The sequence below is a fragment of the Streptosporangium longisporum genome (assembly GCF_039534895.1).
Taxonomy (GTDB): domain Bacteria; phylum Actinomycetota; class Actinomycetes; order Streptosporangiales; family Streptosporangiaceae; genus Streptosporangium; species Streptosporangium longisporum.
In genome coordinates this window covers 596,394-614,198 of the sequence record NZ_BAAAWD010000015.1, presented here as the reverse complement: position 1 = coordinate 614,198, position 17,805 = coordinate 596,394, and the positions used below count along the sequence as shown (strand labels likewise).

General features: G+C 74.2%; 10 protein-coding genes and 1 pseudogene. 8 read left to right on the top strand and 3 right to left on the bottom strand.

The annotated features are described in order from the left end of the window. Nucleotides 1-15 precede the first annotated feature (15 nt). From ABD832_RS29060 to ABD832_RS29025, 8 genes and pseudogenes are all read left to right on the top strand, one after another. The gene (locus tag ABD832_RS29060) at nucleotides 16-9,771 is read left to right on the top strand and encodes a beta-ketoacyl synthase N-terminal-like domain-containing protein (RefSeq protein WP_344901100.1); all 9,756 of its coding nucleotides are present in this window, start codon (nucleotides 16-18) and stop codon (nucleotides 9,769-9,771) included. 45 nt (nucleotides 9,772-9,816) lie between these two features. Beyond that, a complete protein-coding gene (locus ABD832_RS29055) occupies nucleotides 9,817-10,668 on the top strand; it encodes a 3-hydroxyacyl-CoA dehydrogenase family protein (protein WP_344901097.1) in 852 nt (283 codons plus the stop codon). 12 nt (nucleotides 10,669-10,680) lie between these two features. Continuing rightward, entirely contained in the window at nucleotides 10,681-10,935 is a 255-nt protein-coding gene (locus ABD832_RS29050) for an acyl carrier protein (RefSeq protein ID WP_344901094.1), read from the top strand. Nucleotides 10,936-11,015: 80 nt separating this feature from the next. After that, a pseudogene (locus tag ABD832_RS29045) lies at nucleotides 11,016-11,291 on the top strand (acyl-CoA dehydrogenase family protein); the annotation flags it as partial. Nucleotides 11,292-11,373: 82 nt separating this feature from the next. Continuing rightward, nucleotides 11,374-12,144, top strand: a complete 771-nt coding sequence (locus ABD832_RS29040; protein WP_344901797.1) for an acyl-CoA dehydrogenase family protein — start codon at nucleotides 11,374-11,376, stop codon at nucleotides 12,142-12,144. After that, on the top strand, nucleotides 12,141-13,214 hold the full coding sequence (locus tag ABD832_RS29035) for an HAD-IIIC family phosphatase (RefSeq protein ID WP_344901794.1): 1,074 nt from the start codon (nucleotides 12,141-12,143) through the stop codon (nucleotides 13,212-13,214). Before ABD832_RS29040 ends, ABD832_RS29035 begins: the two co-directional genes overlap by 4 nt. Before the next feature lie 10 nt (nucleotides 13,215-13,224). Then, on the top strand, nucleotides 13,225-14,019 hold the full coding sequence (locus ABD832_RS29030; RefSeq protein ID WP_344901091.1) for a thioesterase II family protein: 795 nt from the start codon (nucleotides 13,225-13,227) through the stop codon (nucleotides 14,017-14,019). 29 nt (nucleotides 14,020-14,048) lie between these two features. Further along, nucleotides 14,049-14,714, top strand: a complete 666-nt coding sequence (locus ABD832_RS29025; protein WP_344901088.1) for a 4'-phosphopantetheinyl transferase family protein — start codon at nucleotides 14,049-14,051, stop codon at nucleotides 14,712-14,714. A 60-nt stretch (nucleotides 14,715-14,774) separates the two neighbouring features. Here ABD832_RS29025 and ABD832_RS29020 read toward each other — a convergent pair whose 3' ends face one another. The 3 genes from ABD832_RS29020 to ABD832_RS29010 form a co-directional block, all read right to left on the bottom strand. Continuing rightward, the gene (locus tag ABD832_RS29020; RefSeq protein WP_344901085.1) at nucleotides 14,775-15,740 is read right to left on the bottom strand and encodes a hypothetical protein; all 966 of its coding nucleotides are present in this window, start codon (nucleotides 15,738-15,740) and stop codon (nucleotides 14,775-14,777) included. Then, nucleotides 15,737-16,285 (bottom strand): RNA polymerase sigma factor, encoded by a 549-nt coding sequence (locus tag ABD832_RS29015; protein WP_344901082.1) that lies wholly within the window; start codon nucleotides 16,283-16,285, stop codon nucleotides 15,737-15,739. The genes ABD832_RS29020 and ABD832_RS29015 overlap by 4 nt, the downstream gene beginning before the upstream one ends. Before the next feature lie 353 nt (nucleotides 16,286-16,638). Further along, a complete protein-coding gene (locus ABD832_RS29010) occupies nucleotides 16,639-17,799 on the bottom strand; it encodes an acyl-CoA dehydrogenase family protein (RefSeq protein WP_344901079.1) in 1,161 nt (386 codons plus the stop codon). Nucleotides 17,800-17,805 lie beyond the last annotated feature (6 nt).

The following is a 17,805-nucleotide window of genomic DNA, read 5'->3' as shown; positions in this document are numbered from 1 at the left end:
AGGACGGTAGACGTGATGGACGACATCGAGGGCCCGGGCACCGACATCGCGATCGTCGGCATGTCCGGCCGCTTCCCGGGGGCGTCCGGCGTCGCCGAGCTCTGGTCCGCGATCCGCGCCGGAGCCTCCGGGATCACCCGCTTCACCGACGACGAGCTGCGCGCCGCAGGCGTCCCCGCCGACCTCGTCGACGACCCCGCGTACGTGAAGGCCGCACCGGTCATCGACGGCGTCGAGGAGTTCGACGCGGCCTTCTTCGGCTTCGGCCCGAAGGAGGCCCAGATCCTCGACCCGCAGCACCGGCTGTTCCTGGAGCACAGCTGGGCGGCGCTGGAGGACGCGGGCTGCGACCCCAAGCGGTTCGACGGCTCCATCGGCGTGTTCGGCGGCTGCGCCCACAGCTCCTACATGCAGAACAACCTGCTGCCCAGCGGCATCAGCGCCATCATGGGCGACCTCGCCGTCGGCCTGGCCAACGACAAGGACTCCCTCACCACCCGGGTGGCGCACACGATCGGCCTGTCGGGCCCCAGCTACGGCGTGCAGAGCTACTGCTCGACCTCGCTCGTCGCGGTGTGCGCCGGCGCCTCCAGCCTGGCCGGCTACGAGTGCGACCTGGCCCTGGCCGGCGGTGTCGCGGTCAACGTGCCGCAACGGGTCGGCTACCTGTACCAGCAGGGCGGCATCGCGCCGCCCGACGGCCTGTGCCGCGCCTTCGACGCGCGCGGCCTGGGCAGCCCGCTCGGCAGCGGCGTCGGCGTCGTCGCCCTGCGACGCCTGGAGGACGCCCTCGCCGACGGCGACCAGATCTACGCGGTCATCCGGGGCTGGGCGGTCAACAACGACGGCGGTCGCAAGGTGGGCTTCACCGCGCCCGGCGTGCAGGGCCAGGCCGCCGTCATGGCCGAGGCGCTGGCCAGCGCCGACCTCGCACCGGCCGACATCGACTACGTCGAGGCGCACGGCACCGGCACCGCGCTCGGCGACGCCGCCGAGCTGGCCGCGCTCCAGCAGGTCTACGGCGGACAGTCGCTGCTGATCGGCTCCGTCAAGCCCAACGTCGGCCACCTGGACCGCGCCGCCGGCGTCACCAACCTGATCAAGGCCGCGCTCGCCCTGCGTCACGACGAGATCCCGCCCACGCTCAACCTGTCGGAGCCCAACCCGCAGCTCGGCGCCGGTGAGGCCCGCCTCGACGTGGTCACCCGGCTGCGGAGCTGGCCGCGCGAGGCCGGCCGCATCCGCCGGGCCGGGGTGAGCGCGTTCGGCATCGGCGGCACCAACGCCCACGTGGTCCTGGAGGAGGCGCCGCTGGTGCCCAGGACCGAGGAGACGCCGCGCCCGGAACCGCTGATCTGGTCGGCGCGCACGGCCGCGGCGGCCGACGAGATGACCACCCGGCTCGCCGGCCACCTCGCCGGCGACGGGAGCGGGCACCGGCTCGCCGACGTGGCCCACACCCTTCAGGCCGGACGGCAGGGGTTCGGCCACCGCAGGCTGCTGGTCGCCTCCTCCGCCGCCGAGGCCGCCGAGGCGCTGGCCGCCGGGGACGTGCTCGGCCGCGCCGAGAGCCGCGCCGACCGGCCCGTCGCCTTCCTCGTCGCGGGCACCGGTGAGCAGTACCCCGGCATGGCCGCCGAGCTGTACGAGAGCGAGCCGGTCTTCCGCGAGGTGCTCGACGACTGCCGCGCGCGGCTGCGCAGGCTCATGGGCGGCACCGACCCGCTCACCGAGATGCTCGCCCCCCGGACGCCCCCCGCGGACGGCGGCCTCGGCGCGCTGCTCGGCCGCGCGCCCGGACCCGCCGCCGCGACCCCGACCGCCGTCCTGCAACCGGCCCTGTTCGCGGTCGAGTACGCGCTCGCCGTGCTCGTCCGGTCCTGGGGGATCCAGCCGTCGGTGCTGGCCGGATACAGCCTCGGCGAGTACGTGGCCGCCTGCCTGGCCGGCGTGCTCTCCCTGGAGTCGGCCCTCGCCCTGGTCGCCCACCGTGCCCGCCTCATCGGCGAGCTGCCCGCGGGCGCCATGGCCGCGGTGCCGCTGGCCGCCGAGGACGTGATGGAGCGCATCGGACGCGCGGGCATCACCGGCGTCGGCGTCGGCGCGGTCAACGGGCCCGAGCTCACCGTGCTGTCCGGCGAGGTGCGGGGCATCGCCGCCGTCAGGGCCCTGCTGGAGGCCGACGCGGTGCCGTGCCGTCCGCTGGCCACCACCCACGCCTTCCACTCCGCCATGATGGAGCCGATCCGCGAGCGGCTGACCTCCTGGATCGCCGCCAACGTGACGCTGCACGCGCCGAGCGTCCCGTACGTGTCCAACGTCACGGGCGAGCGGGCCACCGCCGAGCAGGTCACCGACCCCGCCTACTGGGCCGAGCACATGTGCGCGCCCGTCCGGTTCCACGACGTGCTGCGCACCCTGCTGCGCCACGAGGGCGAGCCCGCGCTCCTGGAGATCGGCCCCGGCCGGTCGCTGGGCGCGATGGCGCGCGGCCACGCCGACTGCCCGCCGGAGCGCTGGCCGCTCATCGTGGCGACCCTGCCCGGCGCGAGCGACCCCGGCCCGGCCCAGGCCGTGCTCGCCGAGGCGGCGGGACGGCTCTGGCTGACGGGCGTCCCGATCGACTGGGCCGGCTACCGCCAGGACCGCCCCGTCGCCAAGGTCGGCCTCCCGACGTACCCCTTCCAGCGTGAGCGCTTCTGGGTGAACCCGCCCGCGCCCGGCGCCGCCCTCCCCGGCGAACCCGCGCTCTCCCCGAACGGACGGGGCCACGGCGCGTCCTCCGGCGGGACGCTCCTGGACGGCGCGTCCCTCGGTGGCGTGCCCTCCCCGGGCGGGACGGCCGGCGGCGCCTCACGGACCGCGCACGTGACGCTGATGACCCCCCGCTGGGTTCCCGGCGCACCCGGCGCACCCGGCGCGATCGGCGCGTCCGGCGGGACCGGTGCGATCGGCGCGGCGGGGGAGCGGGCCGCGCGCTGCGTCGTCCTGCCCGACGCCACCGGAGCCGGTGAGGCACTGGCCCGCGCGCTGCGCGCCGAGGGCACCGAGGTCGTCACCGTCACCGCCGGGGACGCCTTCGCCGAGACGCCGGACGGCTTCACCGTCGACCCCGCCTCGCCCGCCGACCACGCCGCCCTGGCGGGCCGCCTCAGTACCCCCGGCGGCGTCACCGTGGTCGACCTGCGCCTTCTCGACCGCCCCGGCGGCGGTGACGGTGACGGCCGGGACACGCTTCCCGCCGTGGCGCGGCTGCTCGCCGCCTGGGGGGAGGAGGCCGCCGACCCCGTCCGCGTCCTCCTCGTCACCCGGGGCGGCCAGGCCGTGACCGGTGACGACCGTCCCGACCCCGGCCAGGCCGCCGCCGCGACGCTCCCCATGGTCGCCAACCAGGAGTACCTGAACCTCGACTGCGCCACCGTCGACGTGGCGGCCGGCGCGGAGGCCGCCGACGTGGCCGAAGCGCTCGCCGCCGAGGTGTGCCGCCCGTCCGGCGACGTCTTCGTCGCCTACCGGGACGGCTCCCGCCTGGTCCGCATCTACACCCCCGCCGAGACCGGGACTACAGCCGGGACGGAGACCGCAGCCGGGACGGGGACCGGGGTCACGCCCGGGACCGATCCCGGGGAGGGAACCGCAGCCGGGGCACCCATCCGGAAGGGCGGGACGTACCTCGTCACCGGCGGCCTCGGGGACGTCGGCCTGCTGCTGGCCGCGCACCTGGCCGACGAGGGCGCCGGAAGGCTGATCCTGCTGAGCCGGGGCGGCGTACCCGACTCCGCCGACGGCGAGGCGCACCCGCGCCGCACGGCCGTGGACGCGCTGCGCGCGCGGGGCGTCGAGGTGAGCACCCCCAGGGTGGACGTCGCCGACGCCGGCGCCCTGCGCGCGCTGCTCGCGCAGGAGAGCCGCCTGGACGGCGTCGTGCACGCCGCCGCCGTCACCACCCCCGACACCTTCGCCCCACTGCGGGACCTCGACGGCGACGGCGTCGCCCGGCACTTCGACGCCAAGGTCACCGGCGCCCTGGCGCTGGAGCGGGCCCTCGCCGGGACGGGCCTCGCACCGGACTTCTGCGTGCTGTTCTCCTCCACCTCCGCGCTGCTCGGCGGCATCACGTTCGGCAGCTACGCCGCCGCCAACGCCGCGCTGACCGCCGTCGCCCACCGCCACCACGGCGGGCCCGTCCGGTGGACGGCCGCGAGCTGGGACACCTGGTCGGTGACGCTGGAGCGCATCGAGGGCGGGCTCGGCGCGGCCATGGCCGCCCACTCCATGTCCGCGGACGAGGCCCTGGCCGCCTTCGACCGGCTGCGGGCCGGAAGCGGCCCGCACGTCGTCGTGGCCGCGGGCGGCCTGGACGACCGGCTCCCCACGGCGGTGCTCGCCCCGGCCGACGCGGGATCCGGCACCGGGCCGGGCGCCGGCTTTGCGGGGGGTGCCGACCGGTTCCCGCGGCCCGAGCTGCCCCAGCCGTACGCGGCGCCGGTCTCGCAGTCCGAGCGGGACCTCGCCGGGCTCTGGTCGGAGGTGCTCGGCGTCGAGCCGGTCGGCACCCGCGACAACTTCTTCGACCTGGGCGGCAACTCCCTGGTGGCGCTGCAGATGCTGGCGCTGGTCAGGAAGCGCCACGGCGTCGCGGTGCCGACCGTGACCCTGTTCGAGGCGCCGACCGTGCGGACGCTGGCCGCCTTCCTCGACGAGCGGCGCGCCACCGTCCAGGGCTCCCCGCCGCGGCCCGCCCCCGCCCCGAGGCCCGTCCGGGAGACGCCCGTACGCGTCACCGGGCGGGCCGACGACGACCGGCGGATCGCGATCGTCGGCATGGCCGGTCGTTTCCCCGGCGCCCCGGACGTGTCCGCGTTCTGGCGGAACCTCCGCGACGGCGTCGAGTCGATCACGTTCTTCTCCGAGGAGGAGCTGCTCGCCGCCGGGGCCGACCCCGAGCAGGTGCGCGACCCCGCCTACGTGCCCGCCAGGCCGGTCCTCGACGACGTCGGCGGCTTCGACGCGTCGTTCTTCGGCATGAGCCCGCGGATGGCCGCGATCACCGACCCGCAGCAGCGGGCCTTTTTGGAGGTCTGCTGGGAGGCCCTGGAGCAGGCCGGCTACGCCGCGCCGGGGAACCGAGGCCGGGTCGGCGTGTTCGGCGGCGCCAACATCAGCACCTACCTGCTCAGGATGACCGACCACCTGCTCGGCGGCGGGCAGAAGGACTTCAGCGACTTCGAAGTGATCATGGGCAACGACAAGGACGCCCTGCCCACCACCGTCTCCTACCTGCTCGACCTGCACGGGCCCAGCGTCGCGGTGCAGACGTTCTGCTCCACCTCGCTGGTCGCCGCCCACCTGGCGGTGCAGAGCCTGCGCAACGGGGAGTGCGAGCTGGCCCTGGCAGGCGGCGTCTCCATCCGCGTGCCGGACCGGGTGGGACACCTGTACGGGCCGGGCGGGCAGGAGTCGCCCGACGGGCACGTGCGCACCTTCGACGCCTTGGCCAAGGGCAGCATGTTCGGTGACGGCGCCGCCGCCGTCCTGCTCAAGCGGCTGCCCGACGCGGTACGCGACGGCGACCACATCTGGGCGGTGATCCGCGGCACGGCCATGAACAACGACGGCGCCCTCAAGGTCGGCTACACCGCGCCGAGCGTCGTGGGCCAGTCCCGCGTGATCGCCGACGCGATGGCCGACGCCGGCGTCACCGGCGAGGACATCAGCTACGTCGAGGCGCACGGCACCGCGACCGAGCTGGGCGACCCGATCGAGGTGGCGGCCCTCGCCCGCGCCTTCGGGCCCACCCGCGACAACCGGTACTGCGCGATCGGCTCGGTCAAGACCAACGTCGGACACCTCGACCGCGCGGCCGGGGCGAGCGGCCTGATCAAGACCGCGTTCTCGCTGCGCGACGGGGTGATCCCGGCCAGCCTGCACTACACCAGCCCCAACCCGGAGATCGACTTCGAGTCCGGCCCCTTCTACGTCAACACCGAGCTGTCGCCGTGGCGGACCCGCGACGGCCGGCCGCGCATCGCGGGACTCAACTCGCTCGGCATGGGGGGCACCAACGTGCACATGGTGATCGAGGAGCCGCCCGCCCGTCCCGACGCCCCGCCGCCCGCCCGGCGCCACCAGGTGCTGCCGATCTCGGCCCGCGCCGCCGCCGCGGCCGACGAGTCCTGCCGCCGCCTCGGCCGTCACCTGGCCGCCGAGCCGGGCACGCATCTCGCGGACGTGGCCTACACCCTGCAGGCCGGGCGGAAGACGTTCGAGCACCGGCGCGTGCTGGTCGCCGCCGACACCGCCGCTGCGGCCGCCGCGCTGGAGGACGGCACGGGCCTGCTCGCCCGCGTGGAGACCGCCCAGGACCGAAAGGTCGCCTTCCTGCTCGCCGGGGTCGGCGAGCAGTACCCCGGGCTCGCCGGGGACCTGTACCGGCACGAGCCCGTCTTCCGCCGGGCCCTCGACGAGTGCCTCCACCTGCTGAACGAGACCCTCGACGGCCTCGACGGTGACGGCGAGGGGCCCGGCGCGGACGGCGGTGCCCGGGTGGACATCGCCGGCCTGCTGACCGGCGCCCGCGCCGCGGGCCCCGGCCTGGCCGCCCTGCTGGGCCGCGACGGCTCCTCCAACGGCACCCGCGACGGCTCCCCGAACGGCTCCCCGAACGGCACCCCGAGCGGTTCACCGAACGGCACCCCGAGCGGTTCACCGAACGGCACCCGCGACGAGCGGGCCGCGGCGCTGGCACGGACCGAGATCGCACAGCCCGCCCTGTTCGCCGTGGAGTACGCGCTGGCGCGCACCCTCATGGCATGGGGCCTGCAACCGGAGATCATGCTCGGCTACAGCCTCGGCGAGTACGTCGCGGCCTGCCTGGCGGGCGTGCTCTCCCTCGAGGACGCCGTCGCCCTGGTCACGTACCGGGCCCGGCTCATCGCCGCCCTGCCCGCCGGGTCCATGCTCGCCGTCTCGATGCCCGCCACCACGCTGGACCGCCGCTTCCGGCTGGAGGGACGCGGGCTCGACGTCGCCGCGGTCAACGGCCCCCAGGTCACCGTCGTCGCCGGCCCCGCCGAGCCCGTCGCCGCCCTGGCCGCCGAGCTGCGCGCGGACGGGATCCCCTGCCGCCCCCTGGAGACCACCCACGCCTTCCACTCCCGCATGCTGGAACCGGCGGCCCACGACCTCACCCAGTGGATCAAGGCCAACGTCACGCTCAACCCGCCCGCCGTCCCGTACGTCTCGAACGTGACCGGCGACGTCGCGGACGCCGAGCTGGTGTGCGACCCCGGCTACTGGGCCCGGCACATGTGCGCGACCGTGCGGTTCGCCGACGGCGCCGACCGGCTGCTGGCCGACCCCGGGTCTGCCGTCGTGGAGATCGGGCCCGGCCAGTCGCTCGGCGCGCTGGTGCGCGGCGGCGGCTGCCCGCCGGAGCGATGGCCGCTGATCACGCACACCATGCCCGCCGCGGGCGACGCCACGCCCGGCGACAAGGCGCTGGCCGACTGCCTGGGACGGCTCTGGCTGTCCGGCGTCACCCTCGACTGGGACGCCTACCACGGCCGCACCGCGGACCCGGCCGCCGAAGTCATCGCCACCGAAGCCCTCGCCACCGCGGAGCGCGCCGGAGACCCCCTCGGAGACCCCGCCGGGTCGCCCGGCCGCGTCCCGCTGCCCACCTACCCCTTCCAGCGGCAGCGCCACTGGATCGACCCGCCCGCCCGCCGCGCCATGGTCGCCGCCGAGCCCGAGGACCTGTTCGAGGCCGTCGCGAGCCTGGCCAGGTTGCCCGAGGACGAGTGGCTCTACCTGCCCGTGTGGCGGCAGACCGCGGCCCCCGCGCCCGCCGCCCACGGGCCCGGCTCCCGGCTGGTCCTCACCCGGGACGGCCTCGCCGACGACGTCGCGCGACGGCTGGCCGCCGACGGTGCCGACGGTGCCGACGGTGCCGACGGTGCCGACGGTGCCGACGGTGCCGACGGTGCCGACGGGGCCGACGGGGCCGCCGTCACCCTGGTACGGCCGGGCGAGGCCTACGCCGCCACCCCCGGCGGGTACACGATCCGGCCCGGCAGCGTCGCCGACGCCGCCGCCCTGCTGCGCGACCTGCGCGCCACCGGCCGCCCCCTGGAGCGGGTCGTCCACCTGTGGACGCTGGAGCCCGGACCGCACGACCTCACCGTCGCCCGCGGCCTGCACACGCTCGTCGCGCTCGCCCGTGCCGCCGGAGAGGCGGGAATCGGCGAATGGTCGCTCGACGTGGCCGTCTCCGGCACCCAGCAGGTGCTGGGCGAGGAGGTGACCGACCCGTCGGGCGCCACCCTGACCGGCCCCTGCCTGGTGATCCCGCTGGAGTACCCGGGCGTGACCACCCGCCTCGTCGACCTGCCCGCCGATCCGGCCGCCGCCGACCTGGACGCGCTGGCCGCGGAACTGGCCCGCCCGCACGGCGACCGCACGGTGGCGCTGCGCCGGGGCCGGCGCTGGCTGCCCGGCCACGACCGGATGCCCGTACCGGCCGTCCCGGAGACGCTGCGCGACGGCGGCGTCTACCTGATCACCGGCGGGCTCGGCGGCATCGCCCTCGGCCTGGCCGAGCAGCTGGCGCGCGAGCACCGCGCCCGGCTCGTGCTGCTCGCCAGGAACGGCCTGCCGCCCCGCGCCGAATGGTCCGCCGTCCTGGACGGCCGGCAGGCGGCCACCGAGACCGTCCGGCGGCGCGTGGCCCAGGTCACCGCGCTGGTAGAGCTCGGCGCCGAGGTCGAGGTCGTCACCGGCGACACGGCACGGGCCGAGGACGTGCGGCGCGCCGTGGAGACGGCCCTGGACCGCTTCGGCGCCCTGCACGGCGTCCTGCACGCCGCCGGGGTGCCCGCCATGGGGCTCATGCAGTTCAAGCGCCCCGAGGAGCTCGACGCGGTGCTCGCCCCCAAGGTCGAGGGCACGCTCGCGATCGCCGAGGCGCTGCGCATCGGCCGGCCCGACGAGATCGAGCTCGACTTCCTCGTCCTGTTCTCCTCGATCACCTCCGCCACCGGCGGCGGACCCGGCCAGGTCGACTACTGCGCCGCCAACGCCTACCTGGACGCCTACGCCTGCGCGCTCTCGGCCACCGGCCGCCGCGTGGTCGCCGTCGGCTGGGGCGAGTGGGCCTGGAACGCCTGGGAGGCCGGGCTCGAAGGGTACGAGGAGGCGCTGCGCGACTTCTTCCGCGAGAACCGGGCCCGCATCGGCATCGGGTTCACCGACGGCTGGCGCGCCCTGCTGCGCGCCCTGGCCACCGGGGAGCCGCGCGTCGTCGTCTCCACCCAGGACTTCCCCACCCTGGTGGCCGGCAGCGCCCGGTTCACGCTGGAGGCGGTGACCTCGCCCGGGCTGGGCGGCACGGGCGGCGAGCGGCACCCCCGCCCCGAGCTGCTCACCCCCTACCAGGAACCGGCCGGCCCCACCGAGGAGGCCATCGCCGCGATCTGGCAGGAGTCGCTGCGCCTGGAACGCGTCGGCGCGTCCGACAACTTCTTCGAGCTCGGCGGCAACTCCCTGCTCGGCGTCTCCATCGTGGCCGCGGTGCGCCGCGCGTTCGCGCTGGACGAGCTGCCGCCGCACATCCTCTACGAGTCCCCGACCGTGGCCGCGCTCGCCCGTACCGCCGAGGCCCTCGCCTCCGGTACGGCGCCCGAGACCGCCGACACCGGGGGCAGCCAGGTCCGCGCACAGCTGCGCAGATCCGGCCTCGAAGCCTCGGCCGCCCGCAGACGCGGCCGCTGACCACACCCACGATAAGGAACCCACGATGATCGGAACGGAGCGCACATGAGCGTGATCGGTGTGATCGGCGCCGGTGTGATGGGCGTCGGCGTCGCGCAGAACCTCGCCCAGACGGGCCACGACGTGGTCCTGGTCGACAAGGACGAGCGCGTCCTGCAGGAGGCGCTGGCCACGATCGGCCGCAACACCCGGTTGAGCCGCCTCATGGGCGGCCCCGCCCTGGACGTCGAGGAGGTGCTGTCCAGGATCACCACCGCGGTCGGCGTCGCCAACGCGGCCAAGGCCGACCTCGTCATCGAGAACGTGACGGAGAACTGGGACGTCAAGCGGGAGGTGTACGAGACGCTGGACGCCGAGTGCGGTCCCGACACCGTCTTCGTCGTCAACACCTCCGCCATCCCCATCACCAAGGTCGCGGCCGTCACCGGGCGGCCCGACAAGGTGGTCGGCGTGCACTTCATGAACCCGGTGCCCGCCAAGCCCGCCGTGGAGCTGATCCCCGGCTTCCACACCTCGCCCGACACGGTCCAGCGCACCCGGGACCTGCTGACCGCCATGGGCAAGAAGGCCATCGACGTCAAGGACTCGTGCGGGTTCGTCTCCAACCGGGTGCTGATGCTGACCGTCAACGAGGCCGCCTACCTGGTGCACGAGGGCGTGGCCGACGCCGCGTCGGTGGACGAGGTCTTCCGCAGCTGCTTCGGCCACCCGATGGGCCCGCTGGAGACCGCCGACCTCATCGGCGTCGACACCATCCTCTACAGCGTCGAGGTGCTCCACGAGCACTACGCCGACAGCAAGTACCGCCCCTGCCCCCTGCTGAAGCAGATGACCGACGCCGGGCTGCACGGACGCAAGTCCGGCCGCGGCTTCTACACCTACGAAACGCAGAACTGAAGGAGTCATCGCATGTCCATCACGGTCAAGGGCCAGATCCTCGAGTTCATCCGCGGCAGGTACCCGCAGGCGGAGATCGACGAGTCGCAGGACATCTTCGCGCTCGGATTCGTCAACTCCCTGTTCGCCATGGAGCTGGTGATGTTCGTCGAGAAGACGTTCGACGTCGTCATCCCCAACGAGGAGCTGCGCATCGACAACTTCCGCACCGCGGACGCCATGTCGAGGCTGGTGTCCCGCCTCTCGCCCGACCTGGTCGTCGCGTGACCCTCACCAGCACGGCGCCCGCCACCGCGGCGGGCGCCGTACCCGCCACCGGCCCGGACGCCGTGGACGCCGCGACCGTCATGCCCGTCGCGCCCGTCACCGACCGGAGCTCGGCCCGCGCGTTCGTCGACACCCACGTCGTGCCGCACGCGGACGCCTACGACAGGAGCGGCCGCGTCCCCGAGGACCTGCTGCGGCGGGTCGCCGAGGCCGGCCTGTGGGCCCCGTTCCTGCCGCCCGACTCGGGCGGCATCGGGATGGACATGGTCACCCTCGGCGAGGTCCACGAGGAGGTCGGCCGGGGCTGCTCGTCGCTGCGCAGCCTGCTCACCGTGCACACCATGCTGTCGTGGACCGTGCAGCGCTGGGGCACTCCCGAGCAGCGCGAGCGGTGGACGCCCGCGCTCGGGCGGGGGGGACGCGCTCGGCGCGTTCTGCCTGTCGGAGCCCGGCGCGGGAAGCGACGCCGCGGGCATCGTCACCACCGCCGTCCAGGCGGGCGGCGGCTGGGTGGTCAACGGGGTGAAGACGTGGACGACCGGCGGCCAGCGGGCCGACGTGTTCCTCGTCTTCGCCCGCACCGCCACCAGCATCGGCGCGTTCCTCGTGCCGAGGGACACCCCCGGGGTGGAGGTGCGGCCGATCGACGACATGCTCGGCACCCGCGCCTCCATGCTGGCGGAGATCTCCTTCACCGACGTGGTCCTCGGCCCCGACGCGCTGCTCGGGCCGAGCGGCTTCACCGCCGGCATGGTCCTGACCGGCACCCTCGACCTCGGCCGCTACAGCGTGGCGGCCGGGTCGCTGGGCATCGTCCAGGCGTGCCTGGAGGCCTCCTCCGCCTACGCCGCCAAACGCGAGGTGGGCGGCCGGCCGCTGGCGGAACTGCCGCTGATCCAGGCCAAGCTCTCCGACATGGTGACCGACGCGCGGGCGGCCCGGCTGCTGATCGAGCAGGCCGGACGGCTCAAGGACGCCGGGGAGTCCGCCACGCTCATGGCCACCTGGGTGGCGAAGTACTTCGCCTCCACCGCCGCGGCCCGGCACGCCTCCGAGGCCGTCCAGATCCACGGCGCGAACGGCTGCGCGCCCGGCTCGGCGGTGGCGCGCTTCTACCGCGACGCCAAGGTGATGGAGATCATCGAAGGCAGCAACGAGGTCCAGCGGATCACCATCGCGGGCCAGGCAGAACGGGAGACGACCAGATGACCGTGACCACCGAGCGGGCCGGCGCGGTCCCCGCCAAGCCCGTCCAGGGCCGCATCAAGTGCATCGTGTGGGACCTGGACAACACGCTCTGGGACGGGGTGCTGCTGGAGGACGGCGAGGTCACCGTGCGGCCCGTCGTCGTCAAGCTCATCCACGAGCTCGACCGCAAGGGCGTGCTGCACTCCGTCGCCAGCAAGAACGACCGCGACGCGGCCATGGAGAAGCTGCGCGAGTTCGGCCTGGAGGAGATGTTCCTGCACCCGCAGATCAGCTGGAACGCCAAGTCCGAGTCGATCAAAACCCTCGCCAAGGCGCTCAACCTCGGCCTGGACGCCTTCGCCTTCGTCGACGACCAGGAGTTCGAGCGGGCCGAGGTGGCCCACCAGGTCCCCGAGGTGACCTGCGTCGACGTCCTGGAGCTGGAGGAGAGCCTCGCCAGGCCCGAGTTCCATCCCCGGTTCGTCACCGACGAGTCGGCGCAGCGGCGCGCCATGTACCGCGGCCAGCTCGCCAGGGAGGAGCTGGAGCAGGAGTTCGTCGGCACCAACGAGGAGTTCCTCGCCGGCCTGGACATGACCTTCACCATCGCGCCCGCCCGCAGGGAGGACCTGCAGCGGGCCGAGGAGCTCACCGTCCGCACCAACCAGCTCAACTCCACCGGCCGCACCTACTCCTACGACGAGCTCGACGCGCTGCGCGAGTCGCCCGACCACCTGCTCCTGGTCGCCTCCCTCACCGACGTGTTCGGCAGCTACGGCAAGATCGGGCTGGCACTGGTGGAGAAGGGCGAGGACGCCTGGCGGCTGTGCATGATGCTGATGTCGTGCCGGGTGATGTCGCGCGGCGTGGGGATGGTGCTGCTCAACCACATCATGCGGCTGGCCGCCGAGGCGGGCGTCGCCGTGCGGGCCGACTTCGTGGAGACCGGCCGCAACCGCATGATGCAGATCACCTACGCGTTCGCCGGGTTCAGGGAGGTGAGCAGGGACGGCGCCCACGTGGTGCTGGAGGCGGACCTGGGCGCCGTGCAGCCGCCACCGGCGTACGTGAAACTAGAGATCGCCGAGTGAGGGACCGACCATGACCGTCCACGACCTGATCGGCGACGACGTCCTCGTCCGCTGGCTGCCGTTCCGGACCCTGACCGGTGCCGAGCCGGGGGCGCTGCCGCTGTACTGCCTGCCGCACGCCGGCGGCGCGGCCTCGGCGTTCCGCATGTGGCAGCGCAAACTGCCGGGCGTCGCCGTCCAGCCGGTGCAGCCGCCCGGCAGGGAGGGCCGGCACGCGGAACCGCCCTACCTGCACATGTCCGAGCTGGTCCCGGACCTGGCCGACGTGGTGCTCGCCGACGTCGAGCTGTCCGCGGCCGGCCGCCGCTACGCCCTGTACGGGCACAGCCTGGGCGCGCTGGTGGCGTTCGAGCTGGTCCGGGAGATCCGGCGGCGCGGCGGGCCGGAGCCGGTGCACCTGTTCGTCTCCGGCGCCGACGCCCCGCACGTCACCGACGAGCCCGGTCCGCCGGTGTCGGGGATGACGCGGGCGGAGGTGGCCGCGCTGCTGCGGCGGCTCGGCGGCACCCCCGAGTGGCTGCTGGCCGACCCGGAGGCGCTGCAGATGATCCTGCCCGCCGTGCAGGCCGACTTCACCGTCAAGGAGACCTACCGCTACCTGCAGGAGGCGCCGCTGGACGTGCCGATCTCCGCGCTCCCGAGCGCCTCGGACCCGCGGGTCGCACCGGCGAAGGTGGCGCGCTGGCGCGACCAGACCGCGACCGTGTTCGCGCTGCACCCGTTCGACGGCGGGCACTTCGCGGTGTTCGAGCAGGCGGAACTGACCCACCGGCTGATCGCCCGGGCGCTCGCGCCGTGGGTGTGAGGAACCGGCGGACCCCGTACGGGGGGCGGGTGACGCCCCTCGGGCCGCATCCGGCGGACGCGCACGGTGTGCGGGTGTGGCGGGTGCGGCTCGACCGGGCGGGCGCCCCCCGCGGGTGGCGCCTGCTGTCCGGCGCCGAGCGCGAGCGGGCACTGGCCTTCGCCGACCCGGCGGAACGACGCCGGTACGTGGTGGCGCACGCCGCCCTGCGCACGGTGCTGGCCGGGGTGTGCGGCGTGCCCGCCGGGCGGCTCGGCTTCGGCCGCGACGACTCGGGCCGCCCGTGCCTGCTGTCCCCGGGCGGGCGGCCCGTGCCCGACTTCAACCTGTCGCACTCCGACGCGTGGGCCCTGGTGGCGGTCGCGCCACCGGGCGCCCGCGTGGGCGTGGACGTCGAGCGGGTCCGCGACGGCTTCGACCACCTGGAGATGGCCCGGCGCTTCTACCAGCCGGAGGAGGTCGCCCGGCTGCCGTCCGCCGGTCCGGAGGGGTTCTTCCGGCTGTGGACCGCCAAGGAGGCCTACGTCAAGGTCTCCGGCGCGGGCCTGGCCGGCATGAGCGACGTCCTGGTACGCGAGAGGAGCGCGACGCACGCCACCGTGCTGTCGCGCTCCGCGCGTTCTCCCGAGTGCCGGGTCCGCTGGCTGGACGTCGCCCCCGGCTACACCGCCGCCCTGGTCACCCCCCTGGGGTGACCGGGATCCGGCCGCGCCTCGGCGGGCGGATCATCACCGAGCCGCACGGCGGTTCCGTGGTCAGTCGGTGATGACGTCGTCGCGCGGGCCGCCGTAGACGGGGTTCCTGTCGTAGCGCTTGTCGGTGACGAGCAGCCGGACCGTGTCCGAGGCGGCTTCTTCGGCCTCCCAGACGATCCAGTCCTTGCCGACGGGGGCGCTCTGCCTGTTCGGGTCGACGCCGAAGCCGCCCGGGTTCCCGGGACCGACGGTCATGATCAGATAGGTGACCTTCAGGCCGCGCTTCTCGATCTCCGGCACGACCTCGCCCACGGTCCTCTCGTCCACCCGGTACCCGGCGAGCGAGCCGCCCTCGGTGGTGGCGGTCATCTCCCCGTCCTCGTCGTAGGCCTCTCCGGGGCCGGCCTGGCGTCCCAGCCTGAGGTAGGCCTTTCCTGTGAGGTCGACCGGGATGCGTAACACCAGGTAGCAGCCCTTCTGCCGCGCCGTGCACGATTTCCCGTCGCGGTCCTCCATGCCGGAGGGGGAGGTCCGCTCGCCGGATTCGCGCACGCCGCCCTGCACCCCCGTCACTTCCTGGCCCACCTTGCGCGGCGCCACGGGGACGATGCGCACCTCGACGTCCAGGCCGAGCGCCTTGAACGCCTCGCGGTACTTCTGGTGGTCGGCGTAGGGATCCTTGATGAGGGCGACGTACTCGTCGCCCTCGCGCCGGATCTCGATCTCCGAGCTGGCGTAGGAGGTGGCCGCGCCACGGCCGTTCTCCAGCAGGCCCGGGCCGACCACGATGACCGTGGCGAGCACGGCCGCGGCCGCCAGACCCAGGACGAGGCGCCGGGGACCGTGGTGGCGGGCACGGTGGTGGCGGGCACGGTACGGCTCGCCGACGGCCGTGGCGGGCTCCTCGGCCGTGATCAAGGCCAGGAGCCTCCGTGCCTCCGGGTCGGACGGGTCGCCTGCCGGCTGTCCGGGCCGGACCCTGGCCAGTGCCCTCGTCATCGCGTCGATCTCGTCGGTGTTCTTCACAGCGACCTCTCCGCCGGTACCGGCCGGCTTTTCGGCGTCGAACGGATGCCCGCCTCGGTGAGCGCGCGGGAGAAGCGCCTGCGGGCGCGGTGGAGCCTGACGCGTACGGCGTTGCGCGACAGGCCCATCGCCGTGGCGATCTCCCGGCGGTCCAGGCACTCCCAGGCGACCAGCGACAGCAGTTCGCGGTCGTCGTCGGGCAGGGCCCGGAAGATCTGGGCGATCGCTTTCAGTTCGCCTCCGCTGTCGGGGGAATCCGCGTAGAGGTCGGCCATCCCGGCGTCGAGTTCGACGCTGCGGGCCTGGCGGCGGGCCTCGCTACGGTGATGGTTGGCCAGCACGTTGCGTGCCACGCCGTACAGCCACAGCGTGGCCTCTTCCCCCGGTGGCAGCTCGTCCATCCGCCGCCAGGCGACGGTGAAGGTCTCCGCGACCACGTCCGCGGCATCCTGCGGCGAGTCGCAGCGACGCGCGGCATAAGCCCTGATCTGACCGTACGTCTCCCGGTAGACGGCCTCGAACCTGGCCGGCCGTGCGTTATCCACGGGCGGTTCCCATGAGTGGTTTCCTTTGTCAGTGCGAAATGCGGACATCCTCCCTATGTGCGAAGCACGCCCATCATTACCTGCCACCCGAAAAATCTCAGCGCGCCGGAAGCACACTCGAAGCGTGCGCACCTTACGTTCCCGGAAACGACTTTTCCGGGAGGAAGGTCAACGGCAGGCGCCGGGGAAGGCCGGACCACCCGATCCGTTCTCAGAAACCTCGCGGATCTCCGCGACGCCGACACCGCGCTGACGGCCGCCGCGGTCACGGCCCGCCCCGTCCGGCCCCGGCTCACGAAGGCGGCCGCCCCGGTCACCATCACCGGAGCGGCCGCCTCGTCACGAAAGCCCCGTCACGACCGCTTCGAGGCCGGCACCACGTACCGGCTGAACACCAGCTCGCGCAGCACGTCGTCACCGCCCTCCACGATCGAGACGTAGCGCATGTCGCGCAGCAGCTTGCCGATGACGGACTCGTGCGTGTACCCGAGCCCGCCGAACATCTCCGAGGCCGCCGAGGCGATCCGCCACCCCGTCTGGCCGCAGAACATCTTGGCCGTCAGCGCCTGCTTGAGCGTGCCGACGCGCAGGAACTCCTCGCCCGCGTCCGGCCGGGCCGCGATCGCGTCGTAGGCGCGCGCCGCGGCCAGGCACTGGCCGGCCATGACGTCGATCTCCATCTCGAACTGGCCGAGCCGGCCGGCGAACACCGCGTTGCCGGTCAGCGGGACACCCTTCACGACCTTGGACGCGCCGTACTCCATGCACACGTCGCGCACGCGGCGGGCGACGCCGAGCGCCGTGGCGGCGATCAGGATGCGGCTGGCGTTCAGCCCCACCTCCAGCAGGCGCAATCCGTTGCCGCGCAGCACGTTGCCCGCGGGGACGCGCACGCCCGACAGCGACACCTGGTAGGTCGCCGACGAGCGCAGCCCGATCACGTCCCACCGCTTGTCCACGGTGACGCCCGGCGTGTCGCGCGGCACCAGCACGGCCAGGTACCCGGACGGGTCGTCCTGGGCGCGCGCCACCACCACGAGGAACCGGGCGAAGTCGGTGTTGGTGGAGAACGCCTTGCACCCGTCGAGGACGATCGTGCCGCCCTCGGCGCGCGCGGTGGTCGTGATCCTGGCCAGCTCGCTGCCGGCCTCGTGCTCGCTGCCCAGCGTGGCGCAGAAGCCGTTGCCGGTCACGAGGTCGCCCAAGTGGCGCTCCTTGAGCTCCTCGCTGCCGTACCACGTCACCATGCTCGTGGTCAGCACCGGGATGAACAGGGTGAACGCCACCCCGGCGTCGGCGTAGGCGAGCTCGGCGGCGATGCGCACGCTCTCCTCCAGCCCGAGGCCGAGGCCGCCGATCTCCTTGGGCAGCCACCAGTTGGCCAGGCCCGTGCCGGCGAAACGCTCGTACAGGGGGAGCGGCGCGTCGGCGAGCGAGTCAAGGTAGGCGTCCTTGCCCGCCAGCTCGCGGCGGGCGAACCCCTGCACCGACCGCAGGTACGCGGGTTGCTTCATCGGCGC